The following is a 16,652-nucleotide window of genomic DNA, read 5'->3' as shown; positions in this document are numbered from 1 at the left end:
GATGTCGCTGGTACGGCGTCGCTGCTCAGCCCGTCGGGTGCAACTGCAGCAGCTCGCGGCCGAGCGCGGCCCGGTAGGTGTTGTGGAAGTGATGCAGCGCAGGCTCGTTGCGCCCGAACACGACGTGGCTGAGCGCCCCGCTGTTGGCTGAGCGCTGCTGACTGGCACTCATGACGTAGTCCTCGTCACGGATCACCCTGCCGAATGCCCGCGAGGCCTCGGCCATGTAGTCGACCTCGGCATCGTCGCGTGCCATGCCAGGCCGCAGGTAGAACGAGATCTGGCTGGTGTGGCGGCCGGGCTCGGTCGTGTGGGGATAGGCCCGCACCAGGAACAGCACATCACGCGAGGGGATCAGCTGCACGTTCGGGAACAGCCAGTACACCGGCAGCCCGTACCGGGTGATGTCCCACTCCGATGGCGGCCGCTCACGTGCGTCCTCGATGGCGCGGCGGCACAGGATCAACCGGTGATGGCGCCCGAATTCGTCGTAGCACTGCACGTTGCCGTAGAAGTCGTTCGACAGCGTCTCGGAATGCAGCACGGGAAAGTGGTAGGTCTCGCCGAAGGTGTCCATGGCGAGCTTCCAGTTGCAGTCCACCTCATAAGAATCGCTGCCCAGCCACTGCAAGTTGCCGAAGTCCCACCCAGCGAAATCGGCTGCGAGCTCGTCGCCGAGCAGTGCATCGGGATCGAGCTGACCGCCTGGCTGCGGATGAACCCACAAAAGGCCGTGGTGCTCCGCTGACGGCAGCTCTACCAGCCCGAGCTCGTCGCGGTCGAGCTCGCCGAAGTGGTCTGATTTCGGCAGGCCGACCAGCACGCCGTCGGCGTCGTAGGTCCAGTTGTGGAAGGGGCAGGCAAAGCGGCGCTTGCGTCCGCGCGGCTCGGTCTCGATGACGACGCCGCGGTGCCGGCACGCGTTCACGAACGCTCGGAACCGGCCGCTGGGCGAGCGCACCAGCAGCAGCGGTGTGCCCAAGTCGTCCTGGGTCATGAACGATCCGGGATCGGGCAGGTCGCCCGACAGCCCGACCAACTGCGGATGCGTGTCGAAGAACTCCCGCCGTTCGATGCAGGCGAGTTCGCTGTCGGCATAGGACGACGTTGGGTTGTACCGCACACCGCCGGCATCCACGGTGGTGCCGGAGTCGAGTCGCGCGAGCAACGTCTTGATGTGGCTGACCTGTTCGGCGTGCTCCACAGCGTCAGCCTTCGTTCATCGACTGCGCCCCGGTGGCAAAGCCGTCGGTGCACGCAACGAAATATGCAGCCACGGCGGCAGTATGCCATTTGCGAGATGCCCGCTGTCAGACGCCTGGCGGCGTCACCCGCAATGCGGGCATCGCCGCTCAGCGCAGCCAGTCGTTGTACTCCGGCTGGCGCTTGGCCTGGAATGCTGCGACGCCCTCGGCGGCATCGGGCAGGTGGTCGGTGACGGCGGTTTTGGAGGCGATCTCGTCGAGCGACTGCTCCCACGTCATCTCTGCCGCCAGCAGGATCGACCGCTTCAGCATGCGCATGGCCACCTGGGGCCCTTCGGCCAGTTCGGCGGCGAGCTCGGCTGCGGCCGTTGCGAGTTGGTCATCGTCGACCACTTCGTGCACCAGCCCGAGCTCGTGCGCGGCCTCGGCGTCGACGATCCGCTTGCGCATCATGAAATCGGTCGCCTTGGCTACGCCGAGGTGCTGCACCAGCAGCCACTGGCCGCCTTCGTCGGGCAGCAGGCCGAAACGCAGCGTCGCCGAGCCCATGCGAGCCGAGCGCGCCGCAATCCGAAAGTCGCACGCCAGCGCGAAGCTGAAGCCGGTCTGGATGGCGAAGCCGTTGATGGCAGAGATGGTCAGCTTGTCGAGGCGGCGCACCGCGGTGTTGACGGCCTGGGAGATCGTCCGCAGGCTGTTGTAGGTGCCGGCGGCATTGTGATGCCCGCCGAAGATCGTGGGCATGGCAGACGGGTGGGATTGCTCGTAGCTGCCCAGGTTGTCGCCCGCCCAGAACGCCCTGCCCTGGCCGGTGAACACCACCACCCGCACCGCGTCGTCCATCTGCACTTGGGTGATCAGCTCGATCAGATCCCGCTTCATCGAATGGGTCGAAGCGTTCATCGACTCGGGCCGGTTGAACGTCACGGTCAGCACACCGCTGGATGCCAAGGCCTGCTCGAAGCCGAAGTATTCCGTGTCGAGGTAGCCCGCTTGCTCAGTCGTCATCGCTGATCCCCCTGCCTATGCGCCGGCCCGCCTTCTGCGGGATCCGTGCCGCACCTAGCGATACCTGAATTTACTGATAATGCAGGCACTCGGTACGCTGCCCGCCGTGACCTGCGAGTCAGGCAATGGGCCGTTCAGTGCGTTCGATGGGGTGCTCATGCTGCGGCTCGATGCCGAGACGCCCGGTGGCGACCGCACCTACTACGTCACGCCGTTCGTGACGGACGGCGAGCGATTGTTCGTGTTCGACGAACCCGGCGATCGCAGCGACGCTCTCGAAGAGCTGCTGGTCGGCAATCGCACTGCCGTCAGCTCGGCGACGACCGGTGACTTGAGCGTCGGGGCCGTCGGGGGCTACCCCACGCCCGACGAGGAAGCCTGGGCGCGCGACGCCTGCTCGGCGAGGTTCTTCTACGACCAAGCCTTGCAAGACCTGGCTCAGCTCGGTGGCCTGGTGACGCTCCACCCCTCCTGAGCGACCAGTCGCCGGATGCTCCCCGCTCTTGTTCCCGATCGGAATGCGATTGGGCTCACGGGCCGCTCAGGCCGCGGCTTCGCCGCCGGCTCAGCCTCTAGGGTTCCGAGCGTGCGAACAGCCATCGGATTCGGAGGTGCGGCGTCGGGCAAGCGCCGCGACTGGGATGAACAGGTCGAGTTTCTGCGAGAAGCCGACCGCCTCGGCGTGGACATCTTGTGGTCCGCCGAGGCATGGGGCATGGACGGCGTCAGCACGCTCGCCTACCTAGCCGCGGTGACTGAACGGTGCCAGCTCGGCACCGGCATCTTGCAGATCTCGGCCCGCACCCCGGTCATGACCGCCATGACCGCGCTGTCGCTGGCTGCGATGACCGGCGACCGGTTCATCCTGGGGCTCGGCGTGAGCGGGCCCCAGGTGGTCGAAGGGCTCCACGGGGTTCGCTTTGCCGACCCGCTGGGGCGGCTGCGTGAGACCGTCGATATCTGCCGCCAAGCGTTTGCGGGCCAGAAAATTGCCTATGACGGCCGCCACCATGTGCTTCCGCTGCCCGATGGGCAGGGCAAGTCGCTGCGCCTGGCGCAGCCTGCAAACGACAACATCGAGATCTGGCTCGCAACCTTGGGCCCCAAGTCGTTGCGGTACACCGGCGAAGCCGCAGACGGCTGGGTGGGCGTGTGCTTCGTGCCGAGCCGTCCCGAGGTGACGTGGGGCAAGGTGCTTTCGGGTGCCGCAGCCGCCGGACGCCCGCCGGGCGCTGTCGCGTGCCAGGCCGGCGGCGCCGTGGAGTTCGGCGACGACCTCGAAGAGCTGATAGCGCCGCGGCGAGGGGGCCTCGCGTTCACGCTGGGCGCGATGGGCTCAGCGACCGCGAACTTCTACAACGACGCCTACCGCCGCGCCGGCTTCGACGACGAATGTCGCCACGTGCAACGCCTGTGGCTCGACGGCGATCGCGCTGGCGCCGCAGCGGCCGTGCCCGACCGCCTGGTCACCGAGACCAACTTCTTGGGCACCCACGGCCAGGTCACCGACCAGGTGCGGGCGTATCGCGACGCAGGCGTGGACGTGTTGCGTCTGCAGCCCGAGGGGGCCACGGCCGCCGACCGGCTGGACACGCTCGCACAGATGGTCGACATCGTGCGGGCCGTCAACGCCGAAGCCCCCGCCGCTGGCTAGTCCGGCCCACGGGCTCGCCGCGACCCCTCAGGCCGCCTCGGCGTCACTACCGTGGGTTCCATGACGGAACGACCTGTCGCATTCACTGAGTCGGAGTTGCGGGAGCGGCTCACCCCGATGCAGTACCACGTCACCCAAGAAGCAGGTACCGAACGCCCCTTCACCGGCGAGACCTGGGACAACCATGTCGAGGGCGACTACCTCTGCGTGGTGTGCGGTGCCAAGCTGTTCAGCTCAGAAACGAAGTTCGAGAGCGGTTCGGGCTGGCCGAGCTTCTGGAAGCCGGTCGACGACGCCGCGGTTGATACTGAGGCCGATCGCTCCTATGGCATGGTCCGCACCGAGGTGATGTGCAAGGCCTGCGGCGCGCACTTGGGCCACGTCTTTCCCGACGGTCCGCGGCCGACGGGCGATCGCTTCTGCATGAACTCGGCGTCGTTGCAGTTCTCGCCCGCCGAAGACACAGACTGAGCAACGCTTCAGCCGGTACCGCCGGCGCCGGATTCGCCATCGATGTCCAGGCTCAGTTGCACGGCGATCGGCTCGTCGGGGAGCAGCTTCACGACATCGGCGTCGAGTTCGCGTCGCACACCGGCGACAGGCAGCACGGTCAGCATCGCCGCCTGACCCTGGCGCAGCAGGCTGAGCACCCGGTCGTCGTCGGCCCACAGCACGTCACTGCCGCTGATGACGATGTTGGCCGAGGCAACCTCGCCTCCGAGTTGGTTGCGCAGGTAATCGAATGCGCGGGCGATCGACTTCAGGTCGATGCCCTGATCGCGCATCTTCTTGGCAATCTTGAACTCGACAAGGTCGTTGTAGGAATAGCGTCGACGCGACCCGCTGCCCTGTGCTGGCGCGAGCGACGGCTGCACCAGTCCCTTGCGAGCCCAGTGATCGATCTGGCGGTAGCTGATCCCGACGATCTTCTCGGCCTGCTTGCTGGTGAATCCCTCGACAATCGCGCCGGTCGCATCAGTTTCGGCGAGCGGCTCAGGCTGAGGCGTAGGCGTGGCGTGGCTCTCAGACATCATTTCCGCAGCTGCGGGGACTCGCTGCTGATCGGCCATCGGTCTCTCCTCACCGTTCGAGCAAGACGTCTCAAGCAAGACGTCTCAAGCAAGACATTGCAAATCACACCCGGCGAACTACCGGATTGTGATCTGTGCTCTCACGAAGGGTACGGCGGCTGCTCACCCCGGCGCAAGGGGCGCCTCACTCGGAGTCGCTGGCCTCCGCTGCGGGCCCGAAGTCGTCTGGGCGCACGTCGTCGAGGAACTGCTTGAACTCGTCGAGCAGCTCGTCGGGGTCGACATCAGCGGGGGGATCGGGAGGCAGCTCGATGATCTGCCCCGCTTCGTCGAGCACCGATTCGCTGGCGAAGATGGGGGAGTCGGCCCGAACCGCTAGCGCCACCGCGTCGCTCGGCCGAGCGGAGATCGTATGGGTGGCCTCCCCGACGGTGACCTCCATCTCGGCGAAGAAGGTGCGGTCGCGCAGGTCGGTGACGGTGACCTTGACGAGCGTCGCTCCGAGCACATCGAGCATGGCCGCCATCAGGTCGTGCGTCAGCGGCCGCGGCACTCGAATCTGCTCGATGCCGCGGTAGATCGCCTGGGCCTCGGGGGTGTCGATCACGACCGGCAGCACGCGCTGCGAACCGCCCGTCTCGCGCAACAGCAGCAAGGGGCTCTGCGAGGGCATCTCAACCTGCACGCCAAGGAGCTCCATCTCGACCATGGCCCGCACACTACTTCGGCCCCTGCTCCCGGTGAGCCGGCGAGAGCTGCACCATCAGCGCCAATAGCGGCGCAAGGCCTCCCCCATCACATGGGAGCGCAGCCGCTCGCAGAGCGCGATCAGGCGGCCTAGGGAGCGCTGCGCATCGAGGTCGGCCGAAGCGTCTCCCGCGTGAAGAATCGGTTGAATGCCCTGCTCGAACATGGAGGCGTCACGCGCTGCGGCATTGCGGAGCACACGCAGGTGACGGGCCTGCAAGCCGTACGTGGCGAACTCGCGCGCTATGCGGGCGACGAGCAACGCACCGCTTCCGTAACGCGGCTCAGGCGGCTCGAGACCCAACGAGGCCTGCACTGGGTCCGATAGCGCCGCTTCGGCTCGGGGCGGCGATGATCGAGCTTCGTCGTCTTCGTCGAGTGGCACCAGCAGACCGAAGTCGGTCAGCTCGGCGAGCTCTTCGATGGTGAGTCCGCTCTCGGCCCTCAGCTCCGCCGCGCTGTACGTTGCCTGGTCGTCCGGAGCCGTCCATGGGAGCAGCGAGCCGGCGGTGGGTTCTGTCGAGACCGGCGCCGCGGCGCGTTCGGCTGTATCTGCGGGGACAGGCTCGTGTGGACCTTCGGCTGCATCTGCGGAGTCGGGCGCCTGGACGTCACCCTCCGCGCCAAGCTCGGCGGCGGCCACAGGTTCGGCTTCAGCCGCGGCCACCGCCGGCGATCGGGGCGTCTCGTGTGTCCCGATGCCCCAGATGTCCGCCAGGTGCTCGCCCCGGTCGATCCGCTCCCCGATGATGCTGAGCGGCAGGTACTGGTCGCGTTGGCGAGTGAGGATCCAGCGAAGCACCTCGATGTCGTGCGGCCCGAAGCTGCGGTATCCACCCGAGGTGCGGGCCGGCGAGATGAGCTTGCGATCTTCGAGGAACCTGATCTTTGAATCGGTCAGGTCGCTGAACTCGGACCGCAGCAACGACACGACCTCGCCGATCGACAGCCGTGCTCCAGATGCATACGACTCGGAGCGCGCGCTCACAATCCGACCGACGAAACCAAGTACAGCAGCTTGAACTTGCCGATCTGCAACTCGCTGCCGCTGCTCAGCCTCACCTCGCCGTCGGTGCGAACGCCATTCACATAGGTGCCGTTCAACGAGCCCACGTCGATCAGGATGTGTCCCGCCGGGCCGAGTTCGAGCACCACATGACGGCGTGACACGGTGATGTCGTCCAAGAAGATGTCGCTGTCGGGGTGGCGGCCCACGGTGACCCGGTCACCGGCCAGCTCGAACCGGATACCGGACCGATGGCCCGAGGTAACCACGAGCTCCGCTTGGCCGGCGTACGGCGGGACTTCGGTAACGCGCACCGGCACGAGAATTTCGGTGGGTGCGTCCCCGGTCGTGTCCAGTCGCGTCCCGCAGCCGGAACAGAACCGGGCGTCCTCGGCACTTATCTTTCCGCATGTGCCGCAGGTCACAGACATGGAGATCAGATGTCCTCGGCGATCAACGCGGCGTAGCTGTCGGCATCGAGCAGTGCCTCCATCTCTGCAGACGCCTGCGATGCGTCGTCGGTCGGGGCGATAACGCAGATCCACCCGTCGCCATAAGGCGACTCGTTGACCAGCTGCGGTTCGTCCTCCAGCGTGTCGTTCACCTCAACCACTTCCCCCGAGATCGGGGCAAAGATGTCTGAGACGGATTTGGTCGACTCGATCTCGCACATCGGCTCGTCAGCGGTGACCTGTGCGCCGATCTCGGGCAACTCCACATACACGACATCTCCGAGCGCATCCTGCGCAAAATCGGTGATGCCCACCTGCACCCCGCCGTCCGCGGGGCGTACCCATTCATGATCGCTCGAGTAGCGAAGCTCCGCAGGAATCTCCATGTTCACGAAGCTACCGGATGACTGCCACACGAATAGCTCAGTCGCCCCGCTGTCACGTGTGGCCCCTGACCAGCGCGGCGGCTTGCTCAGCCGCTGACGCGGCCAGCACGCCCCTCTCGCACCGCATCGAAGGCTTGAGGGATGTAGCCCGCCGCCGACCAGTAGTGGATCGGCAGGCCCACTGCCACGAAGATCCACGCCCCGATCCCGAACGCATCAGCAGCGGCGATATCGCTGTGCCCCGCAAGAAAGAACGGCACGGCGAACATCATCAGAAACGTGCCGGTCTTGCCCCACCAGGTCACGTCGATCTTGCGTGCACCGAGGGCACCGAGCACCAGTGCGGCGATGGCAACGACCCCCTCGCGGAACAGCGCCAGCACGGCAATCCACAGCGGCAACGACCCGTCGACGATCATCACGACGAGCGCGACCAGCAACAGCAATCGATCGGCGGTGGGGTCGAGGATCTTGCCCAGCTCGGAGACCTGGTCGAAACGTCTCGCCACCCAGCCGTCCACCCAGTCGGTGGCCCCCAGCGCACCCAGCAGCAGCGCCGCCGCCCAGCGGTCCTCGGCGCCGAACACCAGCCACACGAACCAAGGCAGGCAGCCCAGCCGCGCCAAGCTGATCAGGTTGGGCACGGTGAACGGCCGCCACCCAGGGTCGGGATCAGACGCCTCGTCGGGGCCTTCGCTCACCCGGCTCACAGTACCGATGCGAACCTTGATTCACCCTGGGACGTTTGCGCAGGCTCCAAGGATTGGAGCGAGCATGGGATCTATGGACACAGATGCGGGGCGGGGCCGCCGATTCCCCGAGCCGCCCGTGAGCCCAATCGCAAGAAGGTGGGGAACGAGAGCGGGAAACAACCTCTGCGACGACGAGAAGGTCGCCTGCTCGCGCCGCTCCTTAAGCTACGCGCCATGGCCACCGTGTTCACCAAGATCATCTCCGGAGAGCTGCCCGGGACGTTCGTTTGGCGCGACGAGCACTGCGTCGCGTTCCTGTCCATCAATCCGCTGTCGGTGGGCCACACGCTCGTCGTGCCGATCGCCGAGATCGACCACTGGCTGGATGTTCCCGCAGACCTGCAAGCTCACCTGTTCGATGTGTCCCGGCGCATCGGCGAGGCGCAGATGCGGGCGCTGCGGCCCGAGCGCATCGGGCTGATGATCGCCGGCTTCGAGGTGCCGCATTGCCATATCCATGTGTGCCCGGTGAACTCGATGTCCGACATGAACTTCGCCCGGCCACTGCCGATGGCCTCGGCGGAGGATCTGGCCGGGCCGGCCAAAGCCATCACCACAGCGCTCGCCGCAACCGACTAACCCGCTCCGAAGTGCATCCAGTCCGGCCGATCTTCGTCATCAAGCCGCATTCGATCCGATGCACAGCTCCATGTGTGACGGTGTGCATTGAATGCGATGCACACGGCTAATCAGGCGTGCGTGCATCACATAGGATGCGTGCGGCAACAGATGGCGCTCTGCATCGAATACAATGCATGGGCCGCCACGGCTCGCGATGCATTCCAACGGCTTCACGTCACGGTGAACCGTCCCACGAAACGCCTGGGGGGGCGGTGACGCTGCGACGACCCATCGACATCTACACAGTGGAGGGAATCGGCGGCGCCGTGGCACAGCTGCGCCAAGCCGCGGGGCTCACCCAATCTCAGTTCGGTCAGATGATCGGCGCATCACGCCCGTGGGTGTCCAATCTCGAGCGCGGCAACCTGCGAGGCGGCCAGCTGGACACAGTGCTGGCGTGCATCCACGCGCTGGGCTATCGCGTCGTGCTGGCCGACGCCGACTCAGGTCCTTCCACTTTGGACGAACTGAAGAACGCCATGCGCGTCGGCCCGCTCGCCCATCGTCGCTCCGACCTCGCCGCCGCCATCGCGAACGCAGAGAGGCACGACCCGCAGCAATGACAGCACGGCGCCCACTCGACTCGCCGACGACATCATTGCACCGCTGTGCAGCTGGGCGGAAACCACGATGACGGCGCCGCTGGCCATCCTGTTGGGCGGCAGGCAGATCGGCACTGTCAGTGCAGCGGGCGACTTCTTTGCCTACGACGCCGACTATCTGGACGACAAGGGCGCAACGGTCCCGCTGTCGCTCAGCATGCCGTTGACCCAGCAGCGGCATCCCGGCGCAGTCATCCGGGCATGGCTCCAGGGCCTGCTGCCGGACAATGCCGAACTGCTCCGGTACTGGCAGCAGATCACCGGGGCAGCGTCATCGGACCCGCTCGATCTGCTCGCGACGGCCATGGGTCTCGATTGCGCCGGCGCCGTACAGGTCTGCCCCGCCGACGAAGTCGATGCCGCAATGTCGCGTGGCGGCCGTTACGAGCCGCTCAGCGATTCCGACGTTGCCCAGCGCTTGACGTCGGTCCGGCAGCGGACGCACCTCGCTCGCGATGTCGCTGCACCCGGCTACTTCAGCCTTGCGGGGGCTCAAGCCAAGATTGCCCTTCATCGCCACCTCGGCGAATGGCATCAACCGCATGGCACTGCGGTGACCACGCACATCTTGAAGCCCGCCGTGTTCATGACGCAGCATCAAGCCGTCGTGGAGCACCTGAGCATGGCGACCGCGCGACGCCTTGGGCTGCCCGCAGCCGCAACAGAGGTGACCGAGTTCGGCGGGTTCGACACGGTCGTCGTGGAGCGCTACGACCGTCGACGCGTCGGCGACCTGTGGCTGCGGCTGCACCAGGAGGACATGTGCCAGGCCCTCGGCGTGACTCCGTCGCTGAGGTACGAGCAGCACGGCGGGCCGTCGCCGTCGCAGTTCGTAGCCCTGTTGCGCAGGCATTCGAGCGCTCCAGCCGACGACATCGCTGATCTGCTCGATGCACTGGCCTACAACTGGATCATCGCCGCGCCGGACGGCCATGCCAAGAACTTCGGCCTGCTGCTCGAGTTCGGCGAGGTGCGCTTGGCACCCATGTACGACGTATGCAGCGTGCTGCCGTATCTGGAACAGGACGAGCCTTTCATGCATGCCTTCTCCATCGGCGGCAGCCACATCGTGACGCCCAGCGATGCGGTGCCGTGCTGGACTCGCTGTGCCGCGGAACTCGGCGTGCCTGCCGAAGCGCTGCTCGCGCGCATCAGCAACATCGCCGCTGCTGTACCCGAGGCCTGTGCTGCGGAAGCCGCCGCCCTGCGGGGCAGCCTCTCTGCATCTCCCCGCGTCAGCCAACTGCTCGACCGGCTCGAGGCTCGCACGAAGGCCTGTCTCGCCCACATCGGTTGAGCAACCAGGCAGTCCAGATCCAGCCGGACCGAGTGAGCAGCGTCCAACCGAGCCGATCTGGCCTCGACACGCCGCGGCGAGCCCATCTGGCCGCAACCGGCTGAGCCAAGCGCTGCGGCGCGGCTCAGAAGAGCTGGCCGGACTCGACCGGTTCGATCAGGCTGGCGTCGCGATTGCGGACATTGCCGACGGCACGTCCCACCTGATGTGAGCGCAAGACTCCTTCGTCCGCGGGCGCACACATCGAAGCGAGCTCATCGGGGTCGTCGTTGGACGGGTCGAGCCAGGCGTCCCATGCGTCGCGCTCGAGCAGCACCGGCATGCGGTTGTGGATCGGCGCCATGAAGTCGTTCGCCACCGTGGTGAGCACCGCGGCCGAGTGCAGCGCGTTGCGCACCGCACCGCGGGCGACGCCCTCGGCGGGATCATCGGCGTCAGCGCCGCGGGCATCGCCGGCCGCGCCTTCGGGCGGCGACCACCGTTCCCACAGGCCGGCCATGGCGAGCATGCCGCCGTCGGATCGGGTGATGTAGTGCGGCAGGGGGCGATCGTCGCGGCTGGTGCCGGGGGGTGCGGGGGGCCACTCGAAGAAGCCGTCGGCGGGCACGATGCAACGGCGCCGGCGGAACGGCCCGCGGAACGAGTTCTTCGTGGCCGCCGTCTCGGAGCGAGCGTTGAACAGCGGCGGGCCCTTGGCGGGGTCGGCGGACCAGCGAGGCACCAAGCCCCAGCGGAACATCTCGAGCCGACGGGATTCGGCGCCGCCCACGACGGCCACGATGTCGGTGGTAGGCGCCACGTTGTAGCTGCGCGGCGCATCGAACCCGGGCATCGGGGTGTCGAAATACGCCGCCACCGCCTCAAGATCTGCCGCCGAGACAAAGCGCCCGCACATGTGCCTACTGCCTCGCCTCGTGCCATCGCCCCGTTACACGTAGGTGGAGCCCTTCATGGCACCGCGGTCTTGGCGGATCTCGACGTTCACCAGTGCGGGGAGGCCAGAGTCGAAGGCTCGCTGCAGAGCGGGTGCAATCTGGCCGGGCTCGGTGACGTGCTCTCCGTGGCCTCCCATGGCTTCGACGACCTTGTCATAGCGGGTGAAGTTCAGCTCGGTGGCGACCACCCGGTCCTGTCCGTACAGGCTGGCCTGGGGACGCAGCATCTGCCCCCACGCTGCGTCGTTGCCGACGACACCCACGATGGGCAGGCCGAAGCGCACGGCGGTGTCGAACTCGAACCCGTTCAGGCCGAATGAGCCGTCGCCGTAGACGATCAGCACGCGCTTGTCAGGGTGGGCTTTCTGTGCAGCCAGGGCGAACGGCATGCCCACGCCGAGGGTGCCCAGCGGGCCGGGGTCCATCCAGGTGCCCCGGCGCGGCACCCGGATGACCTTGGAGGCCTGCGCCACGATGTCGCCGCCGTCACCGATCACGATCATGTCGTCGGTGACGGCGTCGGCAATCTCGCGGCACAGCCGCAGCGGGTCGATCGGCACCTCATCGCTGTTCAGCTCGGCATTGCGGGCCTCGTCGAGCTGGGCCTCGCGAGCCGCCAGCGCCGCGAGGTGCGCCGAGGCGTCCACCGAGACGCCGCTCGACTTGAACAGCTCCAGCAGTGCCTCGAAGTTGGCGCCCAAGTTGCCCACCAGCCCCACTTCGGCGGCGCGGTTCTGGCCGATGAGCGTCTCGTCGAGGTCGAGCTGCACGATTCGGGCATCGGCAGGAATGGCGCGGCCGAACTTCATCCGGAAGTCGAGCGGCGTGCCGGCCAGGATCACCACGTCGGCGGCTGCGAGCGCCTCGGACCGTGTCAGCGACAGGAACGAGGGGTGGTCCCAATTGATCTCCCCGCGGGCCATGCCGTTCACGTAACACGGGATGGCCGTGGCATCGAGGAATGCCCCGAGCGCACCGCCGCCCTCGCTCCACTTCAGCGACGTGCCGGCCATCACCACCGGGGTACGGGCACCGGCGATGATCTCCGCAGCCTCAGCCAGCGTTTGCGCCGGTGCGGCTGATGCCACCCGATAGTCGCGGAACTGGGGCATCTGGACGGCATCGAGATCCACCGTTCCGTGCAGCACGTCCATCGGGATCTCCAAGAAGGAGGGCCCCGGAATGCCGCTCAGCGCGGTGCGCACGGCCAGCTCGATGTACTCGGCGATGCGGCGGGTCTCCCCGCACGCGCCCGACCATTTCGTCACCGGCCGCATGAGCGACACATGGTCCATCTCCTGCAGCGAACCGCGGCCCGCGTGGCGGAACGGCCCCTGGCCGCCGAAGACCAGAATCGGCGAGTTCGCCCGCCAGGCGTTCGCAACCCCGGTGACGCCGTCAGTCACGCCGGGGCCCGCAGTGAGGATCGCCACGCCGACCTTGCCCGGATGCAGGCGCGCCCAGGCGTCGGCGGCGTGGGTCGCAGCCTGCTCGTGGCGCACGTCGACAACCTCGATGCCCTCGTCGATGCAGCCGTCGTAAATGCCCATGACGTGCCCGCCCGACAGGGTGAACACGCACTCCACCCCGGCCGCCTTCAGCGCCTTCGCGGCGAGCTTGCCGCCGTGCGTCTCGGTGGCCGTGACGCCCAGTGCGCGCTGTTCGTTGTCACTCATGTGTCGCTCCCCGCTCAATGACTGCTGCTAGAGCTTGGCACGCGGCCTACGCTTGCGCCGCGGCGCTGCGCCGCTTATCGCCCGCCGTGCGCGGTGCCTCTCGTGCCCTCAGGTCAGCCTGAACCGGCCAGCGCGAAGAGCCGCACCAGCGGACTGGTGCGGCTCCGAGCGACCCGAAGGCCAAGGGCCGAGAGATGGTTCTCCGCCGATGGCCCTTGACACGCCCGGCGTCGGGTTCGATTCCCGATCGGTCCACCGCCGAGACTAGCGCGATCGGGCGCGCGAGCGATCCCCATTCCTGTATGACTCCCGTGCTGGTGGCCTACGCGAGCACGATGTTCACCAGCTTGCCCGGCACGGTAACGACGCGCCGGATGTCGTTGCTGGCGGTGAGCTGCGCGATGCGCTCGTCGGCGAGCGCCGCGGCCTGCAGGTCGTCGTTCGAGATGGCTGCATCCACGGTGATGCGGCTGCGCACCTTGCCGTTCACCTGCACCGGCACCTCGATGGTCTCGGCCACCAACAGCGCCGGATCGGCCTGCGGGAACGGCGCGTAGACGACGGTCTCGGCGTGGCCGAGCTTTTCCCACAGTTCCTCGGCCAGGTGGGGCACCAGCGGCGCCAGCAGCCGCACCAGCACATCGGCGACCGGCCGGGGTGTCGGCCCGCCGCGGCGGGTCAGCTCGTTGTTCAGCTCGGTGATGCGTGCGATCGCAGAGTTGAAGCGCAGGTCCGACATGGCATCGGTGACCGAAGCAATGGTGTGGTGCAGCATGCGCTCGAGATCGGCGTCGGGTTCGGTCTGCGACACCGTGAGCTCGCCGGTCTGCTCGTCGACGAGGTTGCGCCAGACGCGCTGCAGCAGCCGGTGCGAGCCGATCACCGAGTGGGTCTCCCAGGGCCGGCCCTGGTCGAGCGGGCCCATGAACATCTCATAGGTCCGCAGCGTGTCGGCCCCGTACGCGCTGTAGATGTCGTCGGGCGTCACGGCGTTGCGCAGCGATTTGCCCATCTTGCCGAAGTGGCGGGTGACCTCGCTGCCGTCCCAGAAGAACTTCCCGTCACGCTCGACCACCTCGGAGGCTTCGACGTACACGCCGCGCTCGTCCTGGTATGCCGCCGCCTGGATGTAGCCCTGGTTGTACAGCCGGCCGAACGGCTCAGGGCCGCTGACGTGGCCCAGGTCGTAGAGCACCTTGTGCCAGAAGCGGGCATAGAGCAGGTGCAGCACAGCGTGCTCCACGCCGCCGACGTACAGATCGACGCCGCCGACACCTCCCGCTTCGTCGGCCATCCAGTAGCGCTCCACGTCGGGATCCACCAGGACGTCGTCGTTGGTCGGGTCGAGATAGCGCAGGTAGTACCAGCACGATCCGGCCCATTGGGGCATAGTGCTGAGCTCGCGGCTGTAGGTGCGCTCGCCGTCGCCGAGGTCATAGGCGGCGGTGGCCCACTGTGTGGCGCGGCCCAGCGGCGGCTCGGGATCCGACGACTCGTCGAGCGCCCGGGGCGCCCAGTCGATGAGCTCGGGCAGCTCCACGGGCAATTGGCTCTCGGGCACCGCCAGCGGCAGGCCCGTCTCGTCGAACACGATCGGAAAGGGCTCGCCCCAGTAGCGCTGCCGGCTGAACAGCCAGTCGCGCAGCTTGTAGGTGACCGTGCGGCGACCGCAGTCGTGGTCTTCCAGCCAGTCGCAGATGGCCTCTATGGCGTCGGCCTTGACCATGCCGTTGAGGAAGTCGCTGTTGATGGCCGGTCCGGGGCCGTCGTAGGCCTCGCCGTCGAAGTCCGGCGGGGCCGCCACCGTGCGCATGATCGGCAGGCCAAACTTCTCGGAGAAGTCCCAGTCGCGCTGGTCCTCGCCCGGCACCGACATGACCGCGCCGGTGCCGTAGTCGATCAGCACATAGTCGGCGACGAACACCGGTACCGGCTTGCCGGTCGTGGGCACATGGCAGCTCACGCCCAGCCACACGCCCGTCTTGTCGCGTTCGGTCTGGCGCTGCAGGTCGGTCATCGCTGCTGCGGTGGCCCGGTAGGCATCAAGCGCCTCACGAGGCGTGGCTGCACCGCCGGTCCAGCGCGGATCGGTCCCCGACGGCCACTCGTCGGCGACGAGCTTGTCGACCAGGGGATGCTCGGGGGCCAACAGCATGGCCGTGGTGCCATAGATCGTGTCGGGCCGGGTGGTGAACACTTCGATGGCTGGGCCTGGCCCAGCTGCGTCCGCGCTGCCAGCTTCGGTGGCGAAGCTGATGAATGCGCCCTCGCTGCGCCCGATCCAGTTGCGCTGCATGATCTTGACGCTCTCGAACCAGTCCACTCGGTTGAGATCGGCCAGCAGCCGGTCGGCGTACGCCGTGATGCGCATCATCCACTGCTTCATGGGGCGGCGGAACACCGGATGGTTGCCGCGGTCGGATCGGCCCTCGTTGGTGACCTCTTCGTTGGCCAGCACCGTGCCCAAGGCGGGGCACCAATTGACCGGTGCCTCCCCCAAGTAGGCCAATCGGTGCTCATCGAGCTCGAGGCGCCGCTCGACATCGTCCATGTCGCCCCAGGAAGCACCGCTGGTGGTGGCCTTGCGCCCGGTCTCGAACAGCTCGATCAACTCAGCGATCGGGCGCGCCCGATCGGCCTCAGAGTCGTACCAGGAGTTGAAGATCTGCAGGAAGATCCATTGCGTCCAGCGGTAGTACTCGACGTCGGTGGTGGCCAGCGACCGCTGATCGTCGTGCCCGAGCCCGAGCCGAGCGAGCTGGCGTGACATGTTGGCGATGTTCTGCTCGGTATTGATGCGAGGGTGCTCGCCGGTCTGACGGGCATGTTCCTCCGCCGGCAGCCCGAACGCGTCATAGCCCATGGGGTGCAACACCACGTAGCCGCACATGCGCTTGAAGCGTGCGTAGACGTCGGTGCCGATGTAGCCCAACGGGTGCCCAACGTGCAGTCCCGAACCCGACGGGTACGGAAACATGTCCATGATGAACAGCTTTTTCTGATGAGCAGGCGACCCGCTGAGCTGCGGCCCTCGTGGGGCCGAGGCCATTGGGCGCAGCGGCGTGTGGTACGTGCCCTCGACGCGCCACCGTTCCTGCCAGCGCAACTCGATCTCGTTCGCCATCTGGGCGTTGTAGCGATAAGGCGGAAGCTCGCCCGCAGCGGACGGCTGCGACTCAGATTCGGCGATTGGTGCCGCGGCCGAGCCGTCCGCCGATGAGGGGGCATCCATGGCGGCAAGGATGCCACGGCGACCTGACATTCGCCTACCTCGGCGGGC

At 67.2% G+C, this 16,652-nt stretch carries 17 protein-coding genes; 6 read left to right on the top strand and 11 right to left on the bottom strand.

Annotation, left to right across the window (positions count from 1 at the left end; genetic code table 11):
• Nucleotides 1–25 precede the first annotated feature (25 nt).
• Both ACOOF5_RS12795 and ACOOF5_RS12790 read right to left on the bottom strand, forming a co-directional pair.
• On the bottom strand, nucleotides 26–1,204 hold the full coding sequence (locus tag ACOOF5_RS12795; RefSeq protein WP_420439723.1) for an aromatic ring-hydroxylating oxygenase subunit alpha: 1,179 nt from the start codon (nucleotides 1,202–1,204) through the stop codon (nucleotides 26–28).
• 148 nt (nucleotides 1,205–1,352) lie between these two features.
• On the bottom strand, nucleotides 1,353–2,213 hold the full coding sequence (locus ACOOF5_RS12790) for an enoyl-CoA hydratase/isomerase family protein (RefSeq protein WP_420439721.1): 861 nt from the start codon (nucleotides 2,211–2,213) through the stop codon (nucleotides 1,353–1,355).
• A gap of 106 nt (nucleotides 2,214–2,319) precedes the next feature.
• Between ACOOF5_RS12790 and ACOOF5_RS12785 the strand changes: the two genes are divergently transcribed.
• The 3 genes from ACOOF5_RS12785 (at nucleotide 2,320) to msrB (ending at nucleotide 4,338) form a co-directional block, all read left to right on the top strand.
• Nucleotides 2,320–2,688, top strand: a complete 369-nt coding sequence (locus tag ACOOF5_RS12785; RefSeq protein WP_420439719.1) for a hypothetical protein — start codon at nucleotides 2,320–2,322, stop codon at nucleotides 2,686–2,688.
• A gap of 111 nt (nucleotides 2,689–2,799) precedes the next feature.
• Nucleotides 2,800–3,867, top strand: a complete 1,068-nt coding sequence (locus tag ACOOF5_RS12780) for an LLM class flavin-dependent oxidoreductase (protein ID WP_420439717.1) — start codon at nucleotides 2,800–2,802, stop codon at nucleotides 3,865–3,867.
• 60 nt (nucleotides 3,868–3,927) lie between these two features.
• Nucleotides 3,928–4,338 (top strand): peptide-methionine (R)-S-oxide reductase MsrB, encoded by a 411-nt coding sequence (gene msrB, locus ACOOF5_RS12775; RefSeq protein WP_420439715.1) that lies wholly within the window; start codon nucleotides 3,928–3,930, stop codon nucleotides 4,336–4,338.
• Between the two features lie 8 nt (nucleotides 4,339–4,346).
• Here msrB and ACOOF5_RS12770 read toward each other — a convergent pair whose 3' ends face one another.
• From ACOOF5_RS12770 to ACOOF5_RS12745, 6 genes are all read right to left on the bottom strand, one after another.
• The gene (locus ACOOF5_RS12770) at nucleotides 4,347–4,937 is read right to left on the bottom strand and encodes a MerR family transcriptional regulator (protein ID WP_420439713.1); all 591 of its coding nucleotides are present in this window, start codon (nucleotides 4,935–4,937) and stop codon (nucleotides 4,347–4,349) included.
• A gap of 145 nt (nucleotides 4,938–5,082) precedes the next feature.
• Complete coding sequence (locus tag ACOOF5_RS12765; RefSeq protein ID WP_420439711.1) at nucleotides 5,083–5,607, bottom strand: bifunctional nuclease family protein; 525 nt, start codon at nucleotides 5,605–5,607, stop codon at nucleotides 5,083–5,085.
• Between the two features lie 54 nt (nucleotides 5,608–5,661).
• On the bottom strand, nucleotides 5,662–6,633 hold the full coding sequence (locus ACOOF5_RS12760) for a MerR family transcriptional regulator (protein WP_420439709.1): 972 nt from the start codon (nucleotides 6,631–6,633) through the stop codon (nucleotides 5,662–5,664).
• Nucleotides 6,630–7,082, bottom strand: coding sequence for an FHA domain-containing protein (locus ACOOF5_RS12755; protein ID WP_420439707.1), 453 nt, complete (start codon nucleotides 7,080–7,082; stop codon nucleotides 6,630–6,632). The genes ACOOF5_RS12760 and ACOOF5_RS12755 overlap by 4 nt, the downstream gene beginning before the upstream one ends.
• Nucleotides 7,083–7,087: 5 nt before the next feature.
• Entirely contained in the window at nucleotides 7,088–7,489 is a 402-nt protein-coding gene (gene gcvH, locus ACOOF5_RS12750; protein ID WP_420439705.1) for a glycine cleavage system protein GcvH, read from the bottom strand.
• 86 nt (nucleotides 7,490–7,575) lie between these two features.
• Entirely contained in the window at nucleotides 7,576–8,190 is a 615-nt protein-coding gene (locus ACOOF5_RS12745) for a CDP-alcohol phosphatidyltransferase family protein (RefSeq protein WP_420439703.1), read from the bottom strand.
• A 225-nt stretch (nucleotides 8,191–8,415) separates the two neighbouring features.
• Between ACOOF5_RS12745 and ACOOF5_RS12740 the strand changes: the two genes are divergently transcribed.
• The 3 genes from ACOOF5_RS12740 (at nucleotide 8,416) to ACOOF5_RS12730 (ending at nucleotide 10,761) form a co-directional block, all read left to right on the top strand.
• Nucleotides 8,416–8,820, top strand: a complete 405-nt coding sequence (locus tag ACOOF5_RS12740; RefSeq protein ID WP_420439701.1) for an HIT family protein — start codon at nucleotides 8,416–8,418, stop codon at nucleotides 8,818–8,820.
• A 254-nt stretch (nucleotides 8,821–9,074) separates the two neighbouring features.
• Nucleotides 9,075–9,425, top strand: a complete 351-nt coding sequence (locus ACOOF5_RS12735; RefSeq protein WP_420439699.1) for a helix-turn-helix transcriptional regulator — start codon at nucleotides 9,075–9,077, stop codon at nucleotides 9,423–9,425.
• A gap of 67 nt (nucleotides 9,426–9,492) precedes the next feature.
• Nucleotides 9,493–10,761 carry a HipA domain-containing protein gene (locus tag ACOOF5_RS12730; protein WP_420439697.1) on the top strand — a complete coding sequence of 423 codons (1,269 nt, stop codon included), beginning with the start codon at nucleotides 9,493–9,495 and terminating at the stop codon, nucleotides 10,759–10,761.
• A gap of 124 nt (nucleotides 10,762–10,885) precedes the next feature.
• Here the strand turns inward: ACOOF5_RS12730 and ACOOF5_RS12725 are convergent, their stop codons facing one another.
• From ACOOF5_RS12725 to leuS, 3 genes are all read right to left on the bottom strand, one after another.
• On the bottom strand, nucleotides 10,886–11,656 hold the full coding sequence (locus ACOOF5_RS12725) for an SOS response-associated peptidase (protein ID WP_420439695.1): 771 nt from the start codon (nucleotides 11,654–11,656) through the stop codon (nucleotides 10,886–10,888).
• Between the two features lie 33 nt (nucleotides 11,657–11,689).
• Complete coding sequence (locus ACOOF5_RS12720; protein ID WP_420439693.1) at nucleotides 11,690–13,372, bottom strand: thiamine pyrophosphate-binding protein; 1,683 nt, start codon at nucleotides 13,370–13,372, stop codon at nucleotides 11,690–11,692.
• Nucleotides 13,373–13,694: 322 nt separating this feature from the next.
• Nucleotides 13,695–16,496 (bottom strand): leucine--tRNA ligase, encoded by a 2,802-nt coding sequence (gene leuS, locus ACOOF5_RS12715; RefSeq protein WP_420440983.1) that lies wholly within the window; start codon nucleotides 16,494–16,496, stop codon nucleotides 13,695–13,697.
• Nucleotides 16,497–16,652 lie beyond the last annotated feature (156 nt).

Origin of the sequence: Candidatus Poriferisodalis sp., from assembly GCF_965214215.1 — a bacterium.
Lineage (GTDB): Bacteria > Actinomycetota > Acidimicrobiia > Acidimicrobiales > Poriferisodalaceae > Poriferisodalis.
The sequence above is the reverse complement of the archived record's forward strand: the minus strand, read 5'-3'. Positions and strand labels throughout refer to the sequence as shown.